The sequence below is a fragment of the Vibrio sp. 1151_11 genome, assembly GCF_029478525.1.
Taxonomy (GTDB): domain Bacteria; phylum Pseudomonadota; class Gammaproteobacteria; order Enterobacterales; family Vibrionaceae; genus Vibrio; species Vibrio anguillarum.
In genome coordinates, this window is record NZ_SHMN01000019.1 from 44,681 (window position 1) to 69,661 (window position 24,981).

Genomic DNA, 24,981 nt, shown 5'->3' on the forward strand with positions numbered 1-24,981 from the left:
GGCGCATTTCAGCGCCTTTTTGAGGTTTTCTATCAGCAACACTTAAGGTTTTAATGGCTGACGAGTAAAAGCCGTTTGCCCACATTGAATACAAGGCATAATTTCAGTTGGATGATTATACTGTGTTTTATGCCCACAATGGTCACACACTAACATCCCAAGGCCTATCATCTCCCCCGCTTGATACAAACCTTGTCGTTCTAAATCTTGAAACAATTCCACCCATTCCACTTTTGTTTTATCGGTGATTTCAAAAAGCCCCTGCCAAATTGAATTGGTAATCATCAATGAAAATGGGCTGCTTCTACTCTCTTCAAAACTATCCGCGAATTCTTTGAGATCCGCTTTTACATAGGCAGAAATAAGCGCCAATTCATCTTTGGTGAGATTATTGGCAGCATCAACAACCTTACCTGATGTCTGCAAAACTTGGGACATTTCATCAGGACTATGTTTGAGCGTTTCAATCACGTCATCCACAATCTCTTCGTAACTTGTTTTACGTTTTGGCATCACCCACCTTCATCAAACCAGATTGGCTATTGTTGTGTACCCCTGCTTTAGGTATTCTATGTCGATCTATTAGACTCTGTTCTAACCGAACTCACAAATTCCAAGATAACCGGATATCATCGATGCAAGAGCAATATAACCCGCAAGATATTGAACAAAAAGTTCAACAGCACTGGGATGACAACAAGACCTTTGTTGTAAGTGAAGACCCAAATAAAGAAAAATTCTACTGTCTTTCTATGTTCCCATACCCAAGTGGCCGACTGCACATGGGTCACGTGCGTAACTATACTATCGGTGATGTAGTCTCTCGTTTTCAACGTCTGCAAGGCAAGAACGTCATGCAACCCATTGGTTGGGACGCATTTGGCCTACCCGCTGAAAATGCGGCTGTAAAAAACAAAACGGCACCAGCGCCTTGGACCTACGAAAACATTCAGTACATGAAAAACCAGTTAAAACTGCTGGGTTTTGGCTACGATTGGAGCCGTGAATTCGCCACTTGCACGCCAGAATATTACCGCTGGGAACAAGAGTTCTTCACTAAGCTGTATCAAAAAGGCTTAGTCTACAAGAAAACCTCTTCCGTTAACTGGTGTCCAAACGACCAAACCGTTCTCGCTAACGAGCAAGTTGAAGATGGCTGCTGCTGGCGTTGTGATACACCAGTAGAACAAAAAGAGATCCCACAATGGTTTATTAAGATCACCGCGTACGCACAAGAACTGTTGGACGATTTAGAGAACTTAGAAGGTTGGCCTGAAATGGTCAAAACCATGCAGCGTAACTGGATTGGTCGCTCAGAAGGCGTAGAGCTCAAGTTTGGTGTCAACGGTCATTCAGATCTCGACGTCTATACCACTCGCCCTGATACCTTGATGGGTGTCACTTATGTGGGCATTGCGGCTGGTCATCCATTAGCGACCATTGCAGCGCAAAATAACCCTGCTTTAGCTTCTTTTATTGACGAATGTAAGAACACCAAAGTTGCAGAAGCTGAACTGGCGACCATGGAAAAGAAAGGTATGGATACGGGCTTAACGGCCATTCATCCTTTAAATGGTCGTGAAGTGCCTATTTATATCGCCAACTTTGTGCTGATGGATTACGGTACAGGCGCGGTGATGGCCGTTCCTGCGCACGACCAACGTGACTACGAGTTCGCCACCAAATATGGCCTAGACATCATTCCAGTCATCAAACCAGAAGATGGCTCTGAAGTCGATGTGTCTAGCGCTGCGTACACTGAAAAAGGAGTCCTGTTTGGCTCTGGCGAATTTGATGGTTTAGCCTTCCAAGCAGCATTTGATGCTATTGCAGCCAAGCTGGAGGCTGAAGGTAAAGGCAAGAAAACCGTTAATTTCCGTCTACGTGACTGGGGGGTTTCTCGCCAACGTTACTGGGGCGCGCCGATTCCTATGGTGACCACTGAAGATGGCCAAGTTCACCCAGTGCCAATTGATCAACTGCCCGTCATTCTACCAGAAGATGTTGTGATGGATGGTGTAACTAGCCCAATCAAAGCTGACAAAGAATGGGCCAAAACCACCTTTAATGGCGAGCCTGCACTACGTGAAACCGATACCTTCGATACGTTTATGGAGTCGTCTTGGTATTACGCTCGTTACTGTTCACCACAAGCGGACGATATTTTAGACCCAGCGAAGGCAAACTACTGGTTACCAGTAGACCAATACATCGGTGGTATTGAGCATGCTTGTATGCACCTGCTCTACTCACGCTTCTTCCATAAGCTATTGCGTGATGCAGGCTATGTCACTTCAGATGAACCTTTCAAGCAACTACTTTGCCAAGGCATGGTATTGGCAGATGCGTTCTACCACACGAACGAGAAAGGCACCAAAGAGTGGGTAGCGCCAACTGACGTAAAAGTGGAACGCGACGGTAAAGGCCGCATCACTCAAGCCGTGGACAACCAAGGCCGCAACGTTGAGCACTCAGGCATGATCAAAATGTCTAAGTCGAAAAACAACGGTATCGACCCGCAAGAGATGGTTGATAAGTATGGCGCCGATACGGTTCGTCTATTCATGATGTTTGCCTCTCCGGCTGACATGACACTTGAATGGCAAGAGTCTGGTGTAGAAGGTGCTAACCGCTTCCTAAAACGAGTCTGGAAACTGGTTGCAGAACATAGCGCTAAAGGTGTGGCTGAAGCGGTAGATAGCGCCTCTCTTACTGGTGAACAAAAAGCGCTGCGTCGTGATGTGCATAAAACCATCGCCAAAGTGACTGACGATATTGCACGCCGCCAGACGTTCAATACCGCCATTGCTGCGATTATGGAGTTGATGAATAAACTCACTAAAGCGTCACAAGAATCCGTGCAAGATCGGGCTATTCTCGACGAGGCTTTAAAAGCGGTTGTCAGCATGCTTTACCCAATCACTCCTCATATCAGCTTTGAACTGTGGAATGCACTGGGTGAGAGTGATGTAGATAATACCGTGTGGCCGACCTACGACGAATCCGCCCTAGTGGAAGATGAAAAACTGATCGTCCTACAAGTTAACGGAAAACTTCGTGGTAAGCTGACCGTAGCCGCTGATGCAAGTAAAGATCAGGTTGAAGCACTCGGTTTAGCGGACGAGAACGTCATGAAATTTACGGATGGCTTAACCGTTCGTAAAGTTATCTATGTACCAGGTAAGTTACTGAACATCGTTGCGAACTAATATCGCAGCCTAATGTCGTAATAACTGGTTTATCAACAGGGTAGCTCGCTGCCCTGTTGATTTATCTTAGCGTTCTTACCCACAGAGCTATAGAGCGCTAAGATAAGTCACCTAAATATATGAGAACTTAACCCCAATGCGCCAAATTTCGTCTTACTCTCTGAAATTATCGTTAATTGTTATTATGAGCAGCCTACTCTCCGCTTGCGGCTTTCATCTTCGTGGCGATTACTCCGTTCCTGAAGAGCTCAATCGAGTCTCTGTCACCAGCTACGACCAATACAGTACCTTCACTCGTATGGTAAAAAATCAATTACGAATGAGTGACATTGAGATTGTTTCCCCCTCAGAGACGGTGCCAAACATCTATCTCATAGGCGAGAGTGTTGGTGAACGGACGCTTTCGCTTTATCAAAATACTCGTGCTGCTGAATTGGAATTGACGTTCAACGCCTCCTATAGCGTCACCCTACCTGAAGTGGGGATAAAAACGTTTTCAACCAGTGTGACTCGTAGCTATCTTGATAACCCATTAACTGCTCTCGCTAAATCGGTAGAGAGAGACATGATTGAAGATGAGATGCGCAAACTAGCCGCGACTCAAATTTTACGCCAAATGGCACGTCTAAAAGCCGATATTGCAGCGAATGAACATCAACTTGAACAACAAGAAAATGAACAGCAGCGAACAGACCAGCAGGCCTATGAGATAAATACCGTGGAAAGTGAACCGTCACAATTCACGGCTCCTGCGGCAAACTAAAGGCGAGTAATGAGAATATTTGCTGACAAGCTGGCCGATCACTTAAACAAGCCCTTGATGGGGCTTTACTTACTGTTTGGCAACGAACCGCTATTGCTGCAAGAATCACGCGTGGCGATAGAGAAAAAAGCGTTAGAACAAGGATTTGAAGAACGCCATCGTTTCAGTGCCGATGCCCATTTAAACTGGGATCAAGTCTATGACTGCTGCCAAGCTTTAAGTTTATTTTCCAGCAAAAAAATCATTGAAATTGAATTACCTGAAACGGGTGCAAATGCGGCAACAGCAAAAGAGCTCGTCGCCCTAGGTCAATCGCTTCATCCTGACGTACTACTTGTGATCATCGGTGAGAAATTGACCAAAGCACAAGAAAGCACTAAATGGTTTAAGACACTCTCAAGCCTAGGATGTTGGGTGAGTTGCTTAACCCCGGATATCAGCAAACTGCCACAATTTGTCATGATGCGCTGCCGCACATTGGGACTAAAACCTGATCAAGAAGCAGTGCAGATGCTGGCACAATGGCATGAAGGCAATCTGTTCGCGCTCTCTCAGAGCTTAGAAAAACTCGCACTACTCTATCCAGATGGCTTACTGACGCTGATCCGCTTAGAAGAGTCATTAAGCCGACATAACCACTTCACCGTCTTTCACTGGGTCGATGCGCTGCTCGAAGGGCAAGCGAATCGGTCACAACGTATTTTACGCCAGCTCATTACCGAAGGCACTGAGCCTGTGATTCTGATACGTAGCCTACAAAAAGAGCTGCTACTGCTGCTGCAAATGCATCAAGATTTAACCCAGATGCCGATTGGCTCAATCTTTGATAAGTACCGAATTTGGCAATCCAAGCGACCTTGGTACGCGGCAAGCTTAAAAAGACTATCGAGAGATAAACTCAAACAGCTGATTGCATTACTCACCCAAGCCGAAAGAGTAACTAAAACTCAGTATGAAACCTCAACTTGGCCAATATTGCAGCAAATCAGTGTCGAATTTTGCTTGCCACAGTCCGTTGTATCAAAGTTGGCTTGAAGGCGTGTTATACTCCGCGCCATTTTGTCAGTAACCAGACCAATTTTTAAAGGAGATGACGCTTGCAACACCACGAATTGAAAGACTTTCTTGCCGATAAAGCCGACGATATGAAAGCCATTGATATCAAAACCTTAGATGTTAAGGGAAAATCTAGCATCACCGATTACATGATCATTTGCACAGGCACATCAAAACGACATGTAGCCTCGATTGCCGAACATGTCGCAACTGAAGTCAAAAAAGTGGGCATGGAACCACTGGGTATGGATGGCGAAAGTGAAGGCGAATGGGTCGTGCTAGACATGGGCAGCAGCATGTTGCATGTTATGCAAGAAGAGCACCGTGATCTGTACCAGCTTGAAAAACTTTGGAGTTAAGTTTTGAAAATTCAGTTGATTGCCGTTGGTACCAAAATGCCGAAATGGGTAGAAGAAGGCTTTCAAGAGTACCGCCGACGTTTTCCACACGATATGCCGCTTGAATTAGTGGAGATACAAGCGGGCAAACGTGGCAAAAATGCGGATATTGCAAGAATTTTGCAAAAAGAAGGCGAAGCTATGCTCGCGGCCGTGCCAAAAAGCAATCGAATTGTTACTCTCGATATTCCAGGTAAACGTTGGGATACCGAACAACTGGCGGAACAACTTGAAAGTTGGAAGCTCGATGCCCGTGATGTATCGATTTTAATTGGTGGCCCTGAAGGGCTTTCTCCTGCATGCAAAGCCGCCGCAGAGCAGAGCTGGTCGCTTTCGCCGTTGACACTTCCTCACCCTTTGGTTCGAGTGGTCATGGCAGAGAGTTTGTACCGCGCTTGGAGTATTACGGCTAATCACCCTTATCACCGAGAATAACTATTCATGTTACGTAAGCGTAGCCAAATTCGTGACTACCAATCAGAAGCTCGGCTGTTTCGCAACCGAGCAATTGTCTCTTTTATTGCGATCATCATGCTGGTGGGCGTTCTGCTTACCAATTTGTACCATATTCAAATTAACCAATATCAAGATTACAAAACGCGATCCAACGATAACCGAATCAAAATCGTCCCGATTGCGCCTAATCGAGGGTTAATTTATGACCGCAATGGTGTGCTACTAGCGGAAAACCGCCCAGTATTCAACTTAGAGATCACACCTGAGCAAGTGCGCGATATGGATGATACGATCACGCGCTTACAGCAATACCTGACCATCTCACCAGAAAAAATTGCCACCTTTGAAAAAGAGCGTCGTCAGACACGCCGGTTTAATTCAGTGCCGCTTTTGACACAGTTAACACCGGAAGAAGTGGCTATTTTTTCGGTCAATCAGCACAAGTTTCCCGGTGTATCAGTAAGCGCAAGCTTAAAGCGCTACTACCCCTATGGTGAAGTTCTCACTCATGTTATCGGTTATGTATCCAGAATCAATGACCGAGATATGGAACGTCTAGAACGCGAAGAGCGCTCAGCCAATTACCAAGCCACTCGTGATATTGGCAAACTGGGGATTGAACGCTTTTATGAGGATGTGCTGCACGGTACGGCTGGCTACCAAGAAGTTGAGGTCAATAGCCGAGGACGCATCATTCGCACCTTAAAATACGTCCCTCCCGTGGCAGGGAAAGACATTGTATTAAGCTTGGACATTGATCTGCAGCTTTATGTGCACAAGTTGTTGGATGGCCGTCGAGGTTCAATTGTAGTGCTCGATCCAAAAGATAACGGTGTCCTTACCATGGCATCAAGTCCAAGCTACGATCCAAACCCATTCGTACATGGTATTTCTAGCGCCGCCTACAACGAACTTCTCAATGACCCAGACCGCCCGTTAGTCAATCGAGCAACACTTGGTATTTACCCTCCCGGCTCAACGATTAAACCTTTTATTGCCGTCGCTGCACTTCAAGAAGGGGTTATAACCCCAACAACAACACGTAATGATCCTGGTTATTGGGTGATACCAAACTCCAAAACGCGGCCCTTCCGAGACTGGTTGCGCTGGGGGCATGGTCGAGTGGACATTAATAAGGCGCTCGAAGAGTCTGTCGATACCTTCTTTTACCAAATCGCCTACGACTTGGGTATTGATCGTCTCTCTAGTTGGATGATGAAATTTGGCTTTGGTGACTATACAGGTTTAGACATTTACGAAGAAGGCAAAGCGAACATGCCAACGCGTGAGTGGAAAATGGCACGTCACCGAACCCCTTGGTATCAAGGTGATACGATTCCGGTCGGCATTGGCCAAGGGTATTGGACATCAACACCGATGCAAATTGCCAAAGCGACTTCCGTGCTGGTTAATCACGGCAAAGTGATTGCGCCGCATTTATTGCGTTCGACGCTCAAAAATGGTGAAGAGTTTAGCAGGCAAGAGCTTTCAGAATTAGAAACTTCGCCACCGATCGAAGGGGTGCCGAAACGCTACTGGGACATCGCAATCAATGGCATGCGTCTTGTAAACCACGGCAAAAAAGGAACCGCACGGCGTTCATTTACCAATATGAAATATGTCAGCGCTGGAAAATCTGGAACTGCGCAAGTGTTTGGCTTGGCAGAAAACCAAGTGTATAAGGCCGATGAATTAGCCGAACACCTCCGTGACCATGCCCTATTCACAGGCTTTGCGCCTGTAGATGACCCGCAGCTTATTGTCACTCTGGTACTCGAAAACGCAGGGGGAGGTTCTGGCAATGGTGGACCCGTTGTTAGGAAAATATTTGACCGCGCCATTCTAGGTAAAGAGGCTGAAAAATAATGGAACTGGATCCTTCAACAGGACAAAATCGAGCGCTTTTTGAGCGTTTGCACATCGACTTGCCATTACTGCTGGGTATTTTGTTATTGATGGGGTTTGGGCTGGTCGTGATGTACAGCGCCAGCGGTCAGAGCTTAACTATGATGGATCGCCAAGCCATGCGCATGGTACTGGCTCTCGGTGTGATGATCTTTCTTGCTCAAATTTCCCCAAGAACTTATGAGTCTCTTGCACCCTTTATGTTTTTCTGTGGCGTACTGTTGTTGCTCGGCGTGCTGTTTTTTGGCGAATCGTCCAAGGGAGCTCAGCGCTGGTTAAATTTAGGCTTTGTTCGTTTTCAGCCCTCAGAATTGCTTAAACTCGCAGTGCCTCTCATGGTTGCTCGCTACATAGGGAAACGTTCTCTTCCACCCACCTTTAAAACTCTAGTCGTTTCGCTGTTAATGGTGTTTATCCCTACCGTGCTAATCGCGAAGCAGCCCGATCTTGGCACTTCAATATTGATTGCAGCCTCCGGCATTTTTGTCATTTTCTTATCTGGAATAAGCTGGCGAATCATTTTTTCTGCCGCCGTGGCTTTGGGTGGCTTCATACCAGTGCTTTGGTTCTTTCTGATGCGTGAATATCAAAAAACCCGAGTCAGAACACTTTTCAATCCGGAATCCGATCCTCTCGGTGCAGGTTATCATATCATTCAGAGTAAAATAGCCATTGGGTCTGGAGGGTTGTCAGGAAAAGGATGGCTACACGGCACACAGTCGCAACTTGAATTCTTACCTGAGCGGCACACCGACTTCATTTTTGCCGTTATTGCTGAAGAGTGGGGCATGATTGGCATCTTGTGTTTACTCGCTATTTATCTCTTTATCATCGGACGTGGTCTATACCTCGCGAGCAACGCGCAAACGGCTTTTGGGCGAATGATGGCAGGAAGTATTGTGCTCAGCTTCTTTGTTTACGTTTTTGTAAACATAGGTATGGTCAGTGGTATTTTACCCGTGGTTGGTGTTCCCTTAGCCCTCATCAGCTATGGTGGTACTTCCATGGTCACTCTCATGGCTGGCTTTGGCATACTGATGTCTATCCACACTCACCGAAAAGCATTTTCTAAGGCAACCTAAGCATGAGAAACTCCCTATTTATCTTTATATTAACGAGTCTATTTCTCATCGGTTGTAGCTCTTCAAGCCGCTATTCAATAACAGACGACGTGGCCCCTAACACGCCACTCTCGGTTGAGCATATTGAAGATGCACATCCGCAATACGAACCCTATAGTTTGGGCGGCAACAAGAATTACACTTTGAGAGGCATAAACTACACCATTGTCAAAGAGGCCAAAGGATTTACAGAGAAAGGCCAAGCCTCGTGGTATGGAAAAAAGTTTCATGGACATCTGACATCCAACGGTGAAATCTACGACATGTATTCGATGACGGCCGCCCATAAAACGTTGCCGTTACCCAGCTACGTTAAAGTAACAAATTTAGATAACAAAAAAACCGCGATCGTTCGGGTAAACGATCGCGGTCCCTTTCATGAGGGACGAATTATTGATTTAAGCTACGCTGCCGCTTACAAATTAGGTGTAGTTCAAACCGGGACTGCGAATGTGGCTATCGAAGTCATCACCATCGATAAACCCATCACGACGTCACCACAGAAAAAGAAGGTTCAATATCTCATCCAAGTTGCCTCTGCAAAATCAGAGCAAAGAATACGAACTTTATCCGAACAATTGAGTCAAACATTGACGGTTGAAAGCTTTGTAGACAGTGTGAATGGCAGTCATCGCGTATTTTTAGGGCCATTTAATGACGATGCCCTGACTCAACAAACGCTAGAAAAAGTTAAATTACTCGGTTACGAGACCGCCTTCATCAAAGCGCAACCCGTCACTCAGTGACTTATCAAATCCAGTGATCTTGATTCAAGCTCTGGTTTGATAGGTCGTTTCTGTTAAGATATGGACAGTTAATAAGATAATTTGCATTCCTCATGAAAAAACACACATTCTTAAAACCGATTCTAGCGTCTTCTATTGCGCTTTCTGCAACCTTTACTAGCTCAGTATTTTCTGCGCCTATCGTGATACCTGATGCTCCTCAGATTGCCGCTAAAGGCTATGTGTTGATGGACTACCATTCAGGTAAAGTGCTGGCAGAAAAAGAGATGAACACCAAACTTTCACCTGCAAGTTTGACGAAAATGATGACCAGCTACGTGATTGGCCAAGAACTTAAACGTGGCAATATCTCTCCACAAGATAAAGTGGTGGTCAGTAAAAATGCGTGGGCTAAAAACTTCCCTGACTCTTCTAAAATGTTTATTGAAGTCGGCACTACAGTTACCGTAGAAGAACTGAACAAAGGTATCATCATTCAGTCTGGTAATGACGCTTGCGTGGCGATGGCTGAACACATTGCTGGCTCAGAAGACGCTTTTGTTGACCTAATGAATGCGTGGGCAAGTTCACTAAAAATGAGCAATACGCACTTTGCTAACGTACACGGTCTAGATAACCCAAATCTCTATTCAACTCCATATGACATGGCGCTACTAGGTCAAGCGTTGATTCGTGATGTACCAAACGAGTACCGTATTTATTCAGAGCAGAAATATACCTATAACGGGATTACCCAGTACAACCGAAATGGTTTGCTGTGGGATAAAAGTATGAACGTAGATGGTATTAAAACCGGTCATACGAGTAATGCTGGGTACAGTTTAGTTAGCTCTGCAACGGAAGGGAAAATGCGCCTCGTTGCTGTGGTTATGGGGACCAAAGATGAAAATGCTCGTAAATCAGAAAGTAAAAAACTTCTGAGCTATGGCTTTAGATTCTTCGAAACCGTTGCGCCACACAAAGCAGGTGAAACATTCGTCGAAGAAAAAATCTGGATGGGTGACAAGGATAAAGTGGCGCTTGGTGTCAATGAAGATACTTACGTTACACTCCCTCGCGGTCAAGCGAAGGATCTCAGCGCAAGCTTTGTTCTTGAAAAAGAGCTCAGAGCGCCAATAAGCCAAGGCGATGTGGTCGGTAAGCTTTACTACCAGCTTGATGGCAAAGACGTGGCTGAATACCCTCTTTTGGCATTAGAAAATGTTGATGAAGGCAGCATATTTAGCCGTCTTTGGGACTACATTGTATTACTTTTCAAAGGATTATTCTGATATCCCTTGTAGAAGATAAAACAAAGCCGCCTTACCGCGGCTTTGTGATTATTGAGTTCCATCAACATTCGCTGTAGTATTCGCCACCGCTAATCGAATTATCAACGGGAGTTTCCATTATGCTGACTATCAACTCTGATGCAAAACTCAAAGACTTACTCGAGTTTCCTTGTTCATTTACCTACAAGGTGATGGGCCACGCAAAGCCCGAACTTCCAGAGAAGGTTCTTGAAGTTATCCAACGTCACGCTCCAGGTGATTACAGCCCACGAGTTAAACCCAGTGCAAAAGGGACTTATCACTCCTTATCGATTAACATTACCGCCACCTCTATCGAGCAAGTTGAAATACTGTACAAAGAGCTAGGCGAGATCGATATCGTACGTATGGTTCTGTAGCTCAAAAACCGTGATTGAGATGCCTAGCCTCTCATTTTTTGATTTATTCAATTTTTTTTGAAAGCAGCTTAGGCTGCTTTTTTAATATAAATCATATAGATAGCATATACCCCATCACACTAAGGACAAATTTATCGTCCTCATTAGTAGTCCATTCGCTGGAAGAAGTTTATAATCCAAAAACTTTATTTATACGGTAGATGAGTCACGCTGATGTTAAATTCGCTTGTTGTAAAACGTCTGGGTCGCCAAGAATACCTTCCTGTATGGGAAGCTATGCATGAATTTACCGATACAAGAATCGAAAGTACACCGGATCAGGTTTGGCTTGTCGAGCATCAACCAGTTTTTACCCAAGGCCAAGCAGGTAAAGCTGAGCATCTTCTCAATACTGGCGATATTCCAGTGGTACAAAGTGACCGAGGCGGCCAAGTTACCTACCATGGTCCAGGCCAACTGGTGGCTTATTTCTTGATCGATTTGCGCCGCAAAAAATTAGGTGTAAGAGAGTTAGTGACCAAAATTGAACAGATCGTGATCAATACCTTGCAAGCATACCGTATTGACTCAGCCGCAAGACCAGATGCCCCTGGTGTCTATGTCAAAGGGAAAAAAATCTGCTCTCTTGGGTTACGGATCCGTAAAGGTTGTTCGTTTCATGGTTTAGCGCTAAACGTCAACATGGATCTCTCCCCTTTCCTACGCATTAACCCTTGTGGCTATCAGGGTTTAGAAATGGCCCAAGTCAGTGAACTGGGCGGCCCGACAGAACTACAAACCGTAGAAAAACAACTTATAATAGAACTCGTTAACATATTGGCTTACGAGCAAGTAGAATTCAGCACAGAAGCACCTCTTCAAAGGTAAAAAGCATGAGCAAACCGATCCAAATGGAAAAAGGCGTTAAATACCGCGACGCTGATAAGATGGCATTAATTCCTGTAAAAAATATGCCAGCCGCCGAACAAAAAGAAGTTTTGCGTAAGCCCGAGTGGATGAAAATTAAGCTGCCGAGTGATAGCCAACGCATCCAAGAGATCAAATCGGCAATGCGTAAAAATAATCTCCATTCGGTGTGTGAAGAAGCGTCTTGCCCTAACCTAGCAGAATGCTTTAACCACGGAACCGCCACCTTTATGATTTTAGGCGCCATCTGTACAAGACGGTGCCCATTTTGTGATGTTGCTCATGGACGGCCAAATGCCCCAGAGACAAACGAACCACAAAAACTGGCGCAAACCATTAAGGATATGAAGTTGAAATACGTGGTTATCACCTCAGTTGACCGTGATGACCTACGTGATGGTGGTGCCCAACATTTTGCCGACTGTAATCGTGAAATTAGAGCATTAAACCCAGAGATCCGTATCGAAACGTTAGTACCGGATTTTCGTGGCCGAATGGATATCGCCCTTGAACTACTCAAAGATAACCCACCGGATGTGTTTAACCACAACTTAGAAACCGCACCACGTCTATATCGTAAGGCGCGTCCCGGGGCAAACTATAAATGGTCACTGGAACTGTTGAAGAAATTCAAGCAACAACATCCAAGTATCCCTACCAAATCAGGCATCATGATGGGGCTTGGTGAAACAAAAGAAGAGATCGTGGAAGTATTGAAAGATCTTCGAGCTCACGACGTCACAATGCTTACTCTTGGTCAATATTTAGCACCGAGTCGCCATCACCTGCCAGTTGAACGCTACGTTCCACCGTCTGAATTTGACGAACTTAAAGAGATCGCACTAGAGCTTGGATTTACTCACGCCGCCTGTGGTCCGTTCGTACGTTCCTCCTATCATGCGGATATGCAAGCCAAAGGGCTAGAAGTGAAATAACCACACAGAACAAGTTCAATCAAGCCGATGTTCACTCATCGGTTTTTGAGACTCTGCTCGGTTAATGATTGAAGCTTGAATATTGATTCTATGTTCTATAGGCTAACGGCATAGAAAATAGATAACAAAGCTAGGGATTTATTAATATGAAAACGATCAGTACATTAGCACTTGTTACAGCCACTTTAATGGCCGGTTGTGCGTCTAATACTCAGCAAGATAACTATCGTGAAGCCTCCTTTGAGCTTTGTAATACTGAAGTCAACATTTACTCTGTGAGTGATGATGGCCGCGTTCGTATTGTCTGCGCTGACGGCTCTAAGTTTGCCTTAAATAGCGAAAAGACACTTGATACTATGCGCAATATTAATATTGAGTATTGTGATGGTGAAGGTTTAGGCAAATTTAACGAGAGCACTAAATATTACTCTTTTCAATGTAAGTCAGGCACATTGCTCAGCATTGCAAAATAGTTCTGCAGAGCACATTCGACAGCAAGAGACCACTCTTCTTATTTGTGCTCAATAAAATAAATAATGACCAAATAAAAAAGCTCCTAAATATTAGGAGCTTTTTTATTGTGCGTAAAACTACGCGTATACAGGCAAACGCTTACAAATTTCTAACACTTTTGCCTTCGTTGCTTGAATAACAGATTCATCACCCATGTTATCCAAAATATCACACATCCATCCAGCTAGTGCTTTCGCATCAGCTTCAGTAAAACCACGGCGAGTAATTGATGGAGAACCCACGCGGATGCCAGAGGTCACAAATGGGCTACGCGGATCATTCGGTACAGAGTTTTTGTTCACTGTAATGTTAGCCGCACCCAATGCCGCATCAGCATCTTTACCTGTAATATTTTTATCGATCAAATCGACAAGGAACAGGTGATTTTCTGTGGAACCTGAAACAATGTTGTAACCACGAGCCAAAAACTCGGCCACCATCGCTTTCGCATTGGCGACTACGCGTTTTTGATACTCTTTGAACTCTGGTTCTAGAGCTTCTTTAAACGCGACCGCTTTACCTGCGATAACGTGCATTAAAGGACCACCTTGACCACCAGGGAATACGGCTGAGTTAAGCTTCTTATATAAGTCTTCACCTGCATTCGAAAGAATAAGGCCACCACGAGGACCTGCCAATGTTTTGTGGGTAGTGGTCGTCACTACGTGGGCATGAGGAACAGGGTTAGGGTAAACACCCGCCGCAATCAAACCAGCTACATGCGCCATATCAACGAACAAGTAAGCGCCCACTTTATCAGCAATTTCACGCATTCTTTTCCAGTCGCAAACTTGTGAATAAGCAGAGAAGCCACCGATGATCATTTTTGGCTGATGCTCAACCGCTAATGCTTCCATCTCTTCGTAGTTAATTTGACCTTTTGCATCAATGCCATAAGGAATGATGTTGTACAGCTTACCGGAAAAGTTGACAGGTGAACCGTGAGTCAAATGACCACCGTGTGCCAAGCTCATTCCTAATACGGTATCACCGGCGTTAAGCAACGCCATATAAACCGCGTTGTTTGCTTGTGAGCCAGAATGCGGCTGCACGTTCGCATAGTCTGCGCCAAACAGTTCACACGCACGTTCAATCGCCAGTGTTTCTACTTTATCGACAAACTCACAACCACCGTAATAGCGTTTACCTGGGTAACCTTCAGCGTATTTATTGGTGAGCTGTGAACCTTGCGCTTCCATTACACGTGGACTTGTGTAGTTTTCCGAAGCGATAAGTTCAATGTGTTCTTCCTGACGAAGAGTCTCTTCTTGAATAGCTGCGAACAGGTCCGCATCGTAATCTGCGATGTTCATATCACGCTTAAGCATCTGTATCTCCTGACTCAGATTTTACTGAAAGTTTCAAAAAAACCACACAACGACCAAAAGCAAACGTTTTCGTCACCGTAATATGGCGCACATTCTACATAATTTGATCTGGGTCATAAAGAACAAATTACAGAAATTATCATGCAGTTTTTTCATAATGGATAGTGAGGTAACTCATGCTAAACAGTAAGTTGGATAATGATGAGTTAGTATGTCAACCATTCTGCTTTACACCTTGTAAAGCTGCAATTACATAGGTTTACCTCAATTTTCACTCTCTATCTACCGAAAATATTACTTTTTCTTTACTATGCTCGCCATTCTTAGCTATTAAAATTATTTATCGATGCGAACACACACACGTAAAGAAGATTGGGTTGCCATTTTAACGGGAACCTTTTTGGTCGCACAAGGCGTCTTCTTTCTCCAGTCCGCTCATTTACTGACAGGTGGAACCGCTGGTTTAGCACTGCTGATCAGCCAGTTAGTCCCAGCCTCATTTGGTAGCATTTATTTTTTGGCTAACACCCCTTTTTACATTTTGGCTTGGAAACGATTTGGTCATCGCTTTGCCATCAACAGCGCGCTATCCGGCGCATTAGTCTCTATTTTTGCGGACCATCTTTATTTGGTAATTTCTTTGGAAATGGTCAATGAAATTTACTGCGCCATTGCCGGGGGATTATTAATGGGTCTTGGCATGTTAATTCTCTTTCGTCACCGTTCCAGCTTGGGTGGCTTTAATGTCTTGTGTTTGTTTATTCAAGATAAATTTGGGATCCCTGTTGGCAAAAGTCAGTTGATTATAGATTGCTCAATTTTAGCTGCTTCTGCCTTTTTTGTTTCGTTTTCCATTGCCACACTGTCTGTGCTCGGGGCTGTCTCACTTAACCTTGTATTAGCAATGAATCATAAACCCACACGATATAGCGTGACTTACCCTTAAGCTGTCGCAATACCCATAAGATTACGAAGAGATAAAAACACAACCAAATTTAGCCTTAATTCTTACACCGTAAATGCCCCCCATTATTTTTATTTAAACATTAGCTGGCTCTTATATAGAGGACCTCTAACAAGGTGACCACATTAAGCTAATGCAGTAATAGCAAGTGATTACATCACCTTATCCGACTCTCGGTACTCCATCTCAAATTGAAAAACCCAAAATACAGTCACCCATTCCATATATCACACATCGCGTCTTATTTTTGATGCACCTGATCAGTTGAAGTCGTCGGAGCTTAATATGAGAATGCACTGCTAAAAAATAATTATTATTCGTTACCTTAATAATTGAGCGGTTAGGAGCTTCTACAATGGGTGAAAGAGGAAGGATCCGTATTTCTAACTATCAAGGTAAATTTTTCTACCGCCTGATAGATTGCTTAGTAATACTGATCACAATGTATATTACACTAAAGTTTCACTCACATATCGTTACGATGTCTTATATATCTGTGGGACTTTTAGGGGTTATTTTTTATTCATTTATTGCTGAAAGCCTTGATATATACAGCGGTTGGCGAACCACAAAACTTAGAGTTTTAACTCTACACACTGCTTTTTGTTGGGCTTCAACTGTTGGCTGCTTAACTTTAGTTGGTTATTTCACAAAAACTGGAAGCGATTTCTCACGTTTAATTTTAGGTTTTTGGTTTGTCGGATCATTTATTTTATTACTGCTTTGGCGCTTCGTCGCATTTACAGTCATTTACTATCTACACAAAAAAGGTTATCACACCACTAAAGCGGTCATTATCGGCATGACACCGCAGGGTCTGGAACTATCGAAAAATCTCATCAATAACCCTGAGTTAGGTATTAAACTGACGGGCTTTTACGATGATAGGGGTGATGAACGTATCGCAAGCGATATTCCAGTGCTCGGTAAAGTTAATGATGCATTAACACTTGCCAAAAACGGTGAAGTAAAAAGTGTGTACATAGCACTACCAATGCAAGCCCAGCATCGAATCAGCAAGATTCTAGAGGCCTTTTCGGATAGCACAGTGAATACCTATATTGTGCCGGATTTTTTCACCTTCAATTTACTGCATTCGCGTTGGTATACCATCGGCGATGTTAATGCTTTTAGTATTTTTGATACACCGTTCAATGGGTTAGGTACGTGGCTAAAACGTTTTGAAGATTTAGTCTTAAGTAGTCTTATCTTGATTTTAATCAGTCCTGTCCTTATTGCGGTTGCAGTAGGCGTAAAACTCAGCTCGCCCGGCCCTATTATTTTCAAACAGATGCGTTATGGGCTGGATGGAAAGTCTATCAAAGTATGGAAATTCAGAAGCATGCGTGCCATGGACAATGGGAACAAAGTGACACAAGCAACAAAAAATGATCCCCGAGTGACTCCTTTTGGTGCGTTTATTCGGAAGACGTCACTAGATGAGCTACCACAGTTTATTAATGTGCTTCAAGGTCGAATGTCTATTGTCGGCCCTCGCCCTCATGCCGTAGCGCACAACGAAGAGTATCGAACGATCGTTAACCGCTACATGCTGAGACATAAAGTAAAACCAGGAATTACTGGCTGGGCACAAATTAATGGCTGGCGTGGTGAAACCGATACGCTAGATAAAATGGAAAAACGTGTCCAATTTGATTTGGACTATATACACAGATGGTCGTTGTGGTTCGACATCAAAATCGTATTTCTTACCGTATTTAAAGGATTTGTAGGCAAGAATGCTTACTAGAATGGATAAAGCATACTCATATGAAAACAACTAATTTAAATAGAATCGCGTCCTTTGGTTTGGCTTTTTTTGCGTTATCAGCCGTACAAGCAAAACCGCAACCCAACCCAATTATGACTGAGTCAGGGATTGCTATTGTACCGTTTTTAAACTTATCAACGGGTTATAACGACAACTTAGCAAAAGCGTCACAAGATCTCGAACATTCCCAATATTCAGTGTTCGAACCAGGTATCGGTTTAGCAATAGAGCCGACAAGTGGCCAGAAACATCGCGTAGGTTATCGACTACAAAGAGGCGATTTTTTCAGCTCTAGCAAAGATAACTACACTGACCATTTCTTTGATTTAGCCAGTGACTGGGAGCTCAATTCCAAGCATCGAGTTGACTTCAGCTATGCTCTTGCATTAACTCATGAACAGCGTGGTGATAACGATACGACACTCAACTTATCGCACAATGAGTACAATACCAATAACATTAACCTTGGCTATGGCCTTGGTGGTGAAGATGCTAAAGGCCGACTAGAAACCAATATTGGATGGAGTAACTTTGATTACCAAAATAACAAAAATATAACTCAATACCAAAATTGGGATGAATTACGATTCAACAGCTCTCTATACTATAAAGCGCTGCCAAAAACGTCGCTAGTTTTCCAAATTATCGTTAATGATAGGCATTATAGTGATATAGCCCCAGGCTCGACTCTCAAAGACAGCACCCATTATATGGGATATGTTGGTACCTCTTGGGACGCAACAGGGAAACTGCAGGGAAATGCCAAGGTCGGTATGCAACATAAAGATTTTGAATCCTCTTCTAGGGAAGATTTCGACTCTTTTTCATGGGATATTGATGTCACTTATCTCATCCGTACATACTCTGCAGTGCAGTTGAAAACAAATCGTAAATCAACCGATAGTGACGGTACAGGTGATTCAATCGATACCAAAGTGTATAACGCAAATTGGACACACAATTGGAGTGACATCATCTCTTCTAACGTCGATTATTCTCTATTAAGCGAGAATTACACCAGCACTGCTCGCGACGATGACACCAGTAAGGTAACACTTTCATTAAGCTACGATTTTCGTCGTTGGCTAACATTCAAAGTCGGCTACCAACTTGAATCGAGAGATTCCAGCATCAGTTCGTTAAGCTACGATCAAAATGTTTATTACTTTGCTATTGAAGGTGTGATGTAACTTACGATGAAGTACTTCTTAGTCATTCTATTGAGTTGTCTTTCCTGGTCAACATTGGCCAATGAGAGTTTTTATAAGTTAGGCGTTGGGGATCAAATTAGAATTCAAGTTTATGATGAACCAGAGTTATCTATTGAAACCCGTGTAGGTGACAGTGGTAACATTGATTACCCTTTTTTGGGACGAATTAAACTGAAAGGAAAAACGATTGAGGAAGTAAAAACTGCTATCCACAATGGTTTAATCGATGGGTATCTGGTTAACCCCAATGTTTTTGTCAGCATAGTCGAATATCGTCCCTATTTTATCAACGGACAAGTGAAAATATCCGGGAGTTATCCGTATCATCCGGGGTTAACCGTAAACAAAGCCATTACGATTGCGGGTGGATTCACTGAGCGAGCGTCTAAAACTAAGATCTATATATCATCAAGTGATGCTCCTGAGGCCAAGCCAGTAAAAGTAACATTGCTTCATAAAATTCAGCCTGGTGACATTCTCACCGTAGAAGAAAGCTTTTTTTAGGTAACTTAGTTGTATGGAAAACTCTTTAATTAAAAATCACTTGAACTCAGATGAAGTTATTGATATTCGTCAGTATTTTCATGTTCTTCTCAACTATAAATGGCGTATTCTACTTTTTTCTACAATGGTCACCGCCATTGCCGTATTGATTGCATTATCGATTCCTTCGCAATATACCGCTCGCGCCTCACTGATCATCGAATCAAAACAAGCAAAAGCCGTTTCGATTGAAGACATCTATGGTTTAGATACCAAAAGCCAAGAATACTATTTGACTCAAATAGAGATCTTGAAATCAGACCGAGTCGCAGAGGAAGTCATTAAACGCCTTAACCTTGCCAGCCACCCAGAATTTGACCCTACTGTAGAAAATAATCAAAAAACTGGGTTTAAATTCGATGTATTAGAATGGTTTCCTGTTCTAAAATCGTTCAAGAAAGAGCCAGCGGAAATATCACAGGAAGACCAAAACTATCGAACTAGCAGATTGGTTCTGGCTAAGTTTAAGCGTGGGCTAGAAGTTAGCCCAATAAGAAAAACTCAACTAGTGAATATTTTCTACACCAGTAAAGACCCTAAATTATCGGCTCAAATTGCCAATGAGATTGGTAACGTCTTTATGGATAGTCATATCGAAGACAAACTTCAAGTTGAACTGAAGGCGAATAGCTGGCTCAACAACCGCATGGGTGATTTGCGCGAACAACTAAAAAAGTCAGAAGCTCAACTACAAATATTTTTAAAATCTGAAGGGCTAGTTGATATCCAAGGCGTTGAAAGCCTAGCATCTCAAGAACTTGAAGAACTGACCTCTCAATTGAATAAAACGAGAGACAGACGCGTTGCAGCTGAGACTCTTTATTTGGTCGCTCAAACGTACAGCCGTCAAGATGGTGACCTCTCTGCCCTTGCATCTATCCCAGAGATCTCTAACCACCCGACGATACGAGATGTCAAATTGGCTGAAGTGCAAGCTGAAAAGAAAGTCTCGGAACTATCAAAACGCTATGGAGATAAACACCCAAAACTCAAAGCAGCACAAGCCGAACTAGCCTCTGTTAAACGTAATTTAAATTCCGAACTAAAACAGCTACTAAACGGGATCAACAATGAGTTACAGGCTGCTAAGCAAGCAGAGAGTTCTTTGCACCGGGAACTTGAGAAACGCAAATCAGAGTTTCAAAGCCTCTCCGTAAAAAATGCAAGATATTCAGAGCTAAAGCGTGAAGTCCAAACAAACCGAGAGCTGTTTGATCTCTTTTTAAGTCGTCAAAAAGAGACCAGTGCATCGAGCGACTTTAATGCTACGATTGCTCGTTTTACCGATTTTGCCAATCCGCCCCTCGCCCCAAGTAAACCGAATCGTAAACTGATTGTATTGTTAGCGTTTGTCGCTTCGTTTGGTTTGGCGTGTGTTGTTGCTTTTATTGCTGATGCGGTAAACGATACATTCCTTGATGTAAAACAGGTCGAAAAACAGTTATCACTAAGCTTACTCGGTATTATACCGGCAATTAAAACTCGAGGTCCCCTGACGCTCAAAACCTATTTTGATTCGAAACACCGAGAGCTAACAGAAGCGATTAGAACCGTTCGGACTGGTTATTTACTTGCCAACACCAACAAAGATCATCATGTTGTAATGGTTACTTCTTCACTACCAGAGGAAGGAAAAACAACCTCGAGTATCAATTTGGCTTTTTCACTGGCACAAATGGAAAAAACACTACTGATTGACTGCGATTTGAGAAAACCATCGGTTGCACACCGTTTTGGCATCTCTGGTTCACAGCCAGGAATGAGCAACTTGCTCATAGGTACGCATACCATAGAAGAGTGTCTCTATACCGATGAAGAATCAGGGCTTGATGTTTTGGCAGCAGGAGTCGTGACAGACAATCCTCTTGAACTTATCTCCTCGCCTAAGTTTGCCTCACTACTCGAAGAGCTAAAGACACGCTATAGCAGAATTGTGATTGATACACCTCCGTGTTTAGCCGTTAGTGATGCATTTATGCTGTCGCAGTACGTGGACTCGACCATACTCGTGATCAATGCTCCACACACACGTACTAAAGTGGCTAGAGATGTGGTCGGACGCTTAACGCAGCAAGGAGCGAGAATTGATGGCGTCATATTGAACAAACTGAACACCAAAAAAGCCTCTAATTATAGCGGTTATCATCAATATCAATCCTATTACGGCCCAGAAAAATAACCATGACGGTCGTGAATCACCCTTTTTTAGCCCATGCTTTACGTTTGAGCATTGGGCTAACTGCACTCGTGACTCTCTATTTTGCATTTCATTTTTTGACGGCGTCCATTTACGCGCTAGCAACAGAAAGAAATATCGACTACTGGACAAAGCACAGTGATGGTGTAACTTTAGAGCAAGTGAATGAGACAAAACTCATGATACTAAAGGCCCTACAACACCACAGCGACCATCCTCATTACCACAATTTACTGGGTAAGGTGTATGAGTGGGAAGCCTATTTGGGCGATGATGTAGATAAAGAGAGCCGCTTGCTCAATGCAAAAAAGGCCTACTTGGAAAGTGCATTATTGAGACCCACTTGGTCAGACACATGGGCTGATTTATTGGTGATTGAAACTCAGTTGAAAGGGGAAAATATTGATCTCTATTTTGCACAAGCCGACAGATATGGGCCTTTTACACCCAAAGTGAACAACACACTTTTCCAGATTGGCCTTAACCATTGGTCTATTTTTTCAGCGCCGCAGCGAACTATCATTATTGATCACGCCGCAAGAGCATTAGCTCATCCTCAAAGCCGAGGAGAAGCCTACCAATATCTAAAATCAAACGGTCTCTTAAAATTTACCTGTGCAGCTATTATTTATAACCCTCAACGTTATACTGAGAAAAATAGTCTCTGCAAGAGAGCGCTAGAGTGATCTCGATGATAAAACATTATTCAATAAACCGGCCTATCGCCTTGTTCATGTTAGCCTTGCTTTCTCTTGGTACGGCTTCGCTATCACTGGCAAAAACACTGAATATTCATGCTGAGATACCGATATTTTTGGAAAAGTCACTCGGCGGTGATATTTATCTCCACTTTACACTTGCGCTATTCATTACCTTGGTTTTTATCCGAGTAATTTCCGCCACTCTTTCCCCTATACAGAGCATCTTTCTCGCCATAGTTATCGTCTCGACCTGTTGCGTAATTGATGAAAGTTTACAAATGTTATCGAGTTCACGATCATTCTCTTTGCTCGATTTAGGGGCAAGCTTACTTGGTATAACAATGGCCTCAATAATCTATTACGTTACTAGCAGACTTCAATCTTCAAACTTATGCTCCAAACTAAGACAACCTCGCGCATAAAAACGCCTTAAGAATGAGAATCGAACCCTTATTAACAGAAGTACGATATCACTGGATGTACTACTTCACTTATAATCATCGCAACAGTAAATCGTAGGCTTTTAGGACTTACCAATGAAAAAATCACTATGGATATTTTGGATTGCTATTTCAGCTTTGCTGGCTAGTTCAAGGTTATATGCCGAAACAGAAATTACTTGTTCACTTTATAAAAACCATAAAGTGGCCACAGACACAATAAGAGCCAGCCTAGAACAAGCAGACGACGCCATTATTTCTCTGCAAGCTTTAATGAAACTATGCCCAAGCATGGCACTAGAAATGGCGGACCTAGCGTCTACTCTACACCCACAACTAGCACTCGATATCTTCAATACGGTATTTGACCATATATCGAGTGACCAAGTCGCAGCTTTGACTGCGATACTCGTTAAAAATGCACCTCAAGAGATGCGTTCTGAAGTCATTCAGCTTGCTGTCACTAAATCACCAGAGTCAGCTCAAGCTATCGTTGATGCTGTTATTGCAATGGATTTAATGGACTCAACGGATGTGATTGTTGCTGCAATCTCCGGTGGCGCTGACCCAGCGACCATTACTGAACCGACAGCGGCAGGTACTCCATCGGCTTTACCTGGTGGCTTACCTCCAGTCGCAACGGTGCCAGGTAACACCACAACACTTGGAACCGGCAATGGCAGTGGTGGTGGTACCGCTTCACCAAACTGATCGTTTAATTCGATGCTTTCATCCAGTTTAGGGCAGGTATATTCCTGCCCTTCTTAATTGATATTAATAGTATGCGTCTAATAGAAAAATCCATTTTCCCAATATTTCTCATTTTTATATTTTGGCTGCCCATACCTTTAGGTAGTAATCGCCCATTAGCATGGTCATTCAATGAAATCTGGATTGCATTGCTGCTTATTGCCTGTTTATTCAACTACTCTTTTGAGCACTGGAAAAACTGTCTGATAAAGGGAAAATTAGTCATCATTCCCATCGCACTTATCACTTGCTGGTCATTCATCCAAAGTATTCCACAACTTGGTATAACTCAGGATCCTAGTTTAGTCTTTGTCTCTGCAATCAAATCGCTCCACTATTTCCAGTTTTGTCTTATTGCTCTTGTCCTTATCGACACACCTAAAAAATTAAAACTTCTCGCAGTAGTCATGGTTAGCAGTGGAATTTGCCAAGGCTTTTACGCTGGCGTGATTTTGCTACTCAACCTAGATCATTCGATAATTTTCAAGCTGCCACTAGGAAATAGAGCCTCCGGAAGCTTTGTCTATCATAATCATCTGGCAAACTTCTTGATGCTGAATCTCTGCATTGGATTTGGCTTATTAATTGCAAAACTCGATAGCTCACATAAAACCGGATTTAGAAATATCACTAAACAGTTTTTAGCCGTGTTGCTGTCTGATAAAGCCTTTGTACGTTTAGGGCTCGTGATCATGGTGATTGCATTAGTCTTAACACGCTCAAGAATGGGAAATATGGCTTTCTTTATCGCCCTAACCGTAGGTTGTGTGCTGTTGCTATTGTTTTACAAGCCGAAACCCAAAAGTGTTTATGTGCTTATAATCAGTTTATTCATCATTGATACGTTCATCGTGAGCCAATGGTTTGGATTGGAGAAAGTCAAACAACGTCTTATTGAAACTAGCTTGGAAAGTGAATCAAGAGATGATGTTGTCAGATATTCCCTAGTTGCAATACAAGAAAGGCCTCTGACTGGCTTTGGGGCTGGTACTTTCTACTCCACTTTTCCTTCTTACAATCAAGGGAAAGTAAAACTGTTTTACGATCATGCTCATAATGACTACATCCAATTCACATTAGAATCAGGCCTTGTCATGGTTTCGATATTAGGTGTAATGATCTTAGTCGCCGCCCAACGCGCATTTTATGCGTTTAAAAACCGCAGAAATAGATTGATGAAAGGGATCGGATTATCATCCATGATGGCTATTATTGGTATGTTGATACACATGAGTGTTGATTTCCCACTTCAAGCTCCCGCAACAACACTTTATTTCTTGCTGTGTTTATTGATGGGACACTGGTCAAATTCAATGCCGAGTCTGGTCACTCGTTCAAAATATTCCTGATATATAAAAACGACTTTAAGTTGCAGGTAAACGAATGTATCCAACACCGC

23 protein-coding genes are annotated in these 24,981 nt (G+C 43.3%); 21 read left to right on the plus strand and 2 right to left on the minus strand.

What is annotated here, in order from left to right; genetic code table 11:
• Positions 1-42 precede the first annotated feature (42 nt).
• Positions 43-513 (minus strand): zinc ribbon-containing protein, encoded by a 471-nt coding sequence (locus tag EXZ60_RS13830; protein ID WP_029388304.1) that lies wholly within the window; start codon positions 511-513, stop codon positions 43-45.
• A gap of 122 nt (positions 514-635) precedes the next feature.
• Between EXZ60_RS13830 and leuS the strand changes: the two genes are divergently transcribed.
• From leuS to EXZ60_RS13895, 13 genes are all read left to right on the plus strand, one after another.
• On the plus strand, positions 636-3,209 hold the full coding sequence (leuS, locus tag EXZ60_RS13835) for a leucine--tRNA ligase (RefSeq protein WP_277435855.1): 2,574 nt from the start codon (positions 636-638) through the stop codon (positions 3,207-3,209).
• Between the two features lie 136 nt (positions 3,210-3,345).
• Entirely contained in the window at positions 3,346-3,972 is a 627-nt protein-coding gene (gene lptE, locus EXZ60_RS13840; RefSeq protein ID WP_277435856.1) for an LPS assembly lipoprotein LptE, read from the plus strand.
• A 9-nt stretch (positions 3,973-3,981) separates the two neighbouring features.
• The gene (gene holA, locus EXZ60_RS13845) at positions 3,982-5,007 is read left to right on the plus strand and encodes a DNA polymerase III subunit delta (RefSeq protein WP_017045824.1); all 1,026 of its coding nucleotides are present in this window, start codon (positions 3,982-3,984) and stop codon (positions 5,005-5,007) included.
• A 62-nt stretch (positions 5,008-5,069) separates the two neighbouring features.
• The gene (rsfS, locus tag EXZ60_RS13850) at positions 5,070-5,387 is read left to right on the plus strand and encodes a ribosome silencing factor (RefSeq protein WP_013857335.1); all 318 of its coding nucleotides are present in this window, start codon (positions 5,070-5,072) and stop codon (positions 5,385-5,387) included.
• Between the two features lie 3 nt (positions 5,388-5,390).
• Complete coding sequence (rlmH, locus tag EXZ60_RS13855) at positions 5,391-5,861, plus strand: 23S rRNA (pseudouridine(1915)-N(3))-methyltransferase RlmH (protein ID WP_013857336.1); 471 nt, start codon at positions 5,391-5,393, stop codon at positions 5,859-5,861.
• A 6-nt stretch (positions 5,862-5,867) separates the two neighbouring features.
• The gene (gene mrdA / locus EXZ60_RS13860) at positions 5,868-7,748 is read left to right on the plus strand and encodes a penicillin-binding protein 2 (RefSeq protein ID WP_013857337.1); all 1,881 of its coding nucleotides are present in this window, start codon (positions 5,868-5,870) and stop codon (positions 7,746-7,748) included.
• Positions 7,748-8,869, plus strand: coding sequence for a rod shape-determining protein RodA (rodA, locus tag EXZ60_RS13865; RefSeq protein ID WP_013857338.1), 1,122 nt, complete (start codon positions 7,748-7,750; stop codon positions 8,867-8,869). Before mrdA ends, rodA begins: the two co-directional genes overlap by 1 nt.
• A 2-nt stretch (positions 8,870-8,871) precedes the next feature.
• A complete protein-coding gene (locus EXZ60_RS13870; protein WP_017045827.1) occupies positions 8,872-9,654 on the plus strand; it encodes a septal ring lytic transglycosylase RlpA family protein in 783 nt (260 codons plus the stop codon).
• A 92-nt stretch (positions 9,655-9,746) separates the two neighbouring features.
• The gene (locus tag EXZ60_RS13875) at positions 9,747-10,925 is read left to right on the plus strand and encodes a serine hydrolase (RefSeq protein ID WP_088728720.1); all 1,179 of its coding nucleotides are present in this window, start codon (positions 9,747-9,749) and stop codon (positions 10,923-10,925) included.
• 119 nt (positions 10,926-11,044) lie between these two features.
• Positions 11,045-11,323: a DUF493 family protein YbeD gene (gene ybeD / locus EXZ60_RS13880; protein ID WP_010317329.1), complete on the plus strand. Its 279-nt coding sequence runs from the start codon at positions 11,045-11,047 to the stop codon at positions 11,321-11,323.
• Between the two features lie 213 nt (positions 11,324-11,536).
• Positions 11,537-12,190 (plus strand): lipoyl(octanoyl) transferase LipB, encoded by a 654-nt coding sequence (gene lipB / locus EXZ60_RS13885; RefSeq protein ID WP_094124943.1) that lies wholly within the window; start codon positions 11,537-11,539, stop codon positions 12,188-12,190.
• Positions 12,191-12,195: 5 nt separating this feature from the next.
• The gene (lipA, locus tag EXZ60_RS13890) at positions 12,196-13,164 is read left to right on the plus strand and encodes a lipoyl synthase (RefSeq protein WP_013857343.1); all 969 of its coding nucleotides are present in this window, start codon (positions 12,196-12,198) and stop codon (positions 13,162-13,164) included.
• A gap of 146 nt (positions 13,165-13,310) precedes the next feature.
• Positions 13,311-13,637: a hypothetical protein gene (locus tag EXZ60_RS13895; RefSeq protein ID WP_013857344.1), complete on the plus strand. Its 327-nt coding sequence runs from the start codon at positions 13,311-13,313 to the stop codon at positions 13,635-13,637.
• Between the two features lie 117 nt (positions 13,638-13,754).
• On the opposite strand, the gene glyA is transcribed toward EXZ60_RS13895, so the two are convergent.
• Positions 13,755-15,005 (minus strand): serine hydroxymethyltransferase, encoded by a 1,251-nt coding sequence (glyA, locus tag EXZ60_RS13900; protein ID WP_013857345.1) that lies wholly within the window; start codon positions 15,003-15,005, stop codon positions 13,755-13,757.
• A gap of 346 nt (positions 15,006-15,351) precedes the next feature.
• On the opposite strand from glyA, the gene EXZ60_RS13905 reads away from it, so the two are divergent.
• The 8 genes from EXZ60_RS13905 to EXZ60_RS13940 all read left to right on the plus strand — a co-directional run bounded on the left by EXZ60_RS13905 (position 15,352) and on the right by EXZ60_RS13940 (position 24,931).
• Complete coding sequence (locus EXZ60_RS13905) at positions 15,352-15,951, plus strand: YitT family protein (protein ID WP_017045830.1); 600 nt, start codon at positions 15,352-15,354, stop codon at positions 15,949-15,951.
• 373 nt (positions 15,952-16,324) lie between these two features.
• A complete protein-coding gene (vpsL, locus tag EXZ60_RS13910; protein ID WP_069211921.1) occupies positions 16,325-17,719 on the plus strand; it encodes an exopolysaccharide biosynthesis glycosyltransferase VpsL in 1,395 nt (464 codons plus the stop codon).
• A gap of 20 nt (positions 17,720-17,739) precedes the next feature.
• Entirely contained in the window at positions 17,740-18,930 is a 1,191-nt protein-coding gene (locus EXZ60_RS13915; protein ID WP_277435857.1) for an outer membrane beta-barrel protein, read from the plus strand.
• Positions 18,931-18,936: 6 nt separating this feature from the next.
• Positions 18,937-19,455, plus strand: a complete 519-nt coding sequence (vpsN, locus tag EXZ60_RS13920; protein ID WP_017045832.1) for an exopolysaccharide export protein VpsN — start codon at positions 18,937-18,939, stop codon at positions 19,453-19,455.
• 13 nt (positions 19,456-19,468) lie between these two features.
• Complete coding sequence (gene vpsO / locus EXZ60_RS13925) at positions 19,469-21,673, plus strand: exopolysaccharide regulatory tyrosine autokinase VpsO (RefSeq protein ID WP_277435858.1); 2,205 nt, start codon at positions 19,469-19,471, stop codon at positions 21,671-21,673.
• Between the two features lie 2 nt (positions 21,674-21,675).
• Positions 21,676-22,377 (plus strand): VpsP family polysaccharide biosynthesis protein, encoded by a 702-nt coding sequence (locus EXZ60_RS13930; RefSeq protein WP_277435859.1) that lies wholly within the window; start codon positions 21,676-21,678, stop codon positions 22,375-22,377.
• Between the two features lie 551 nt (positions 22,378-22,928).
• Entirely contained in the window at positions 22,929-23,543 is a 615-nt protein-coding gene (locus EXZ60_RS13935; protein ID WP_013857353.1) for a hypothetical protein, read from the plus strand.
• A gap of 71 nt (positions 23,544-23,614) precedes the next feature.
• A complete protein-coding gene (locus EXZ60_RS13940; protein ID WP_047689561.1) occupies positions 23,615-24,931 on the plus strand; it encodes an O-antigen ligase in 1,317 nt (438 codons plus the stop codon).
• Positions 24,932-24,981: the final 50 nt, after the last annotated feature.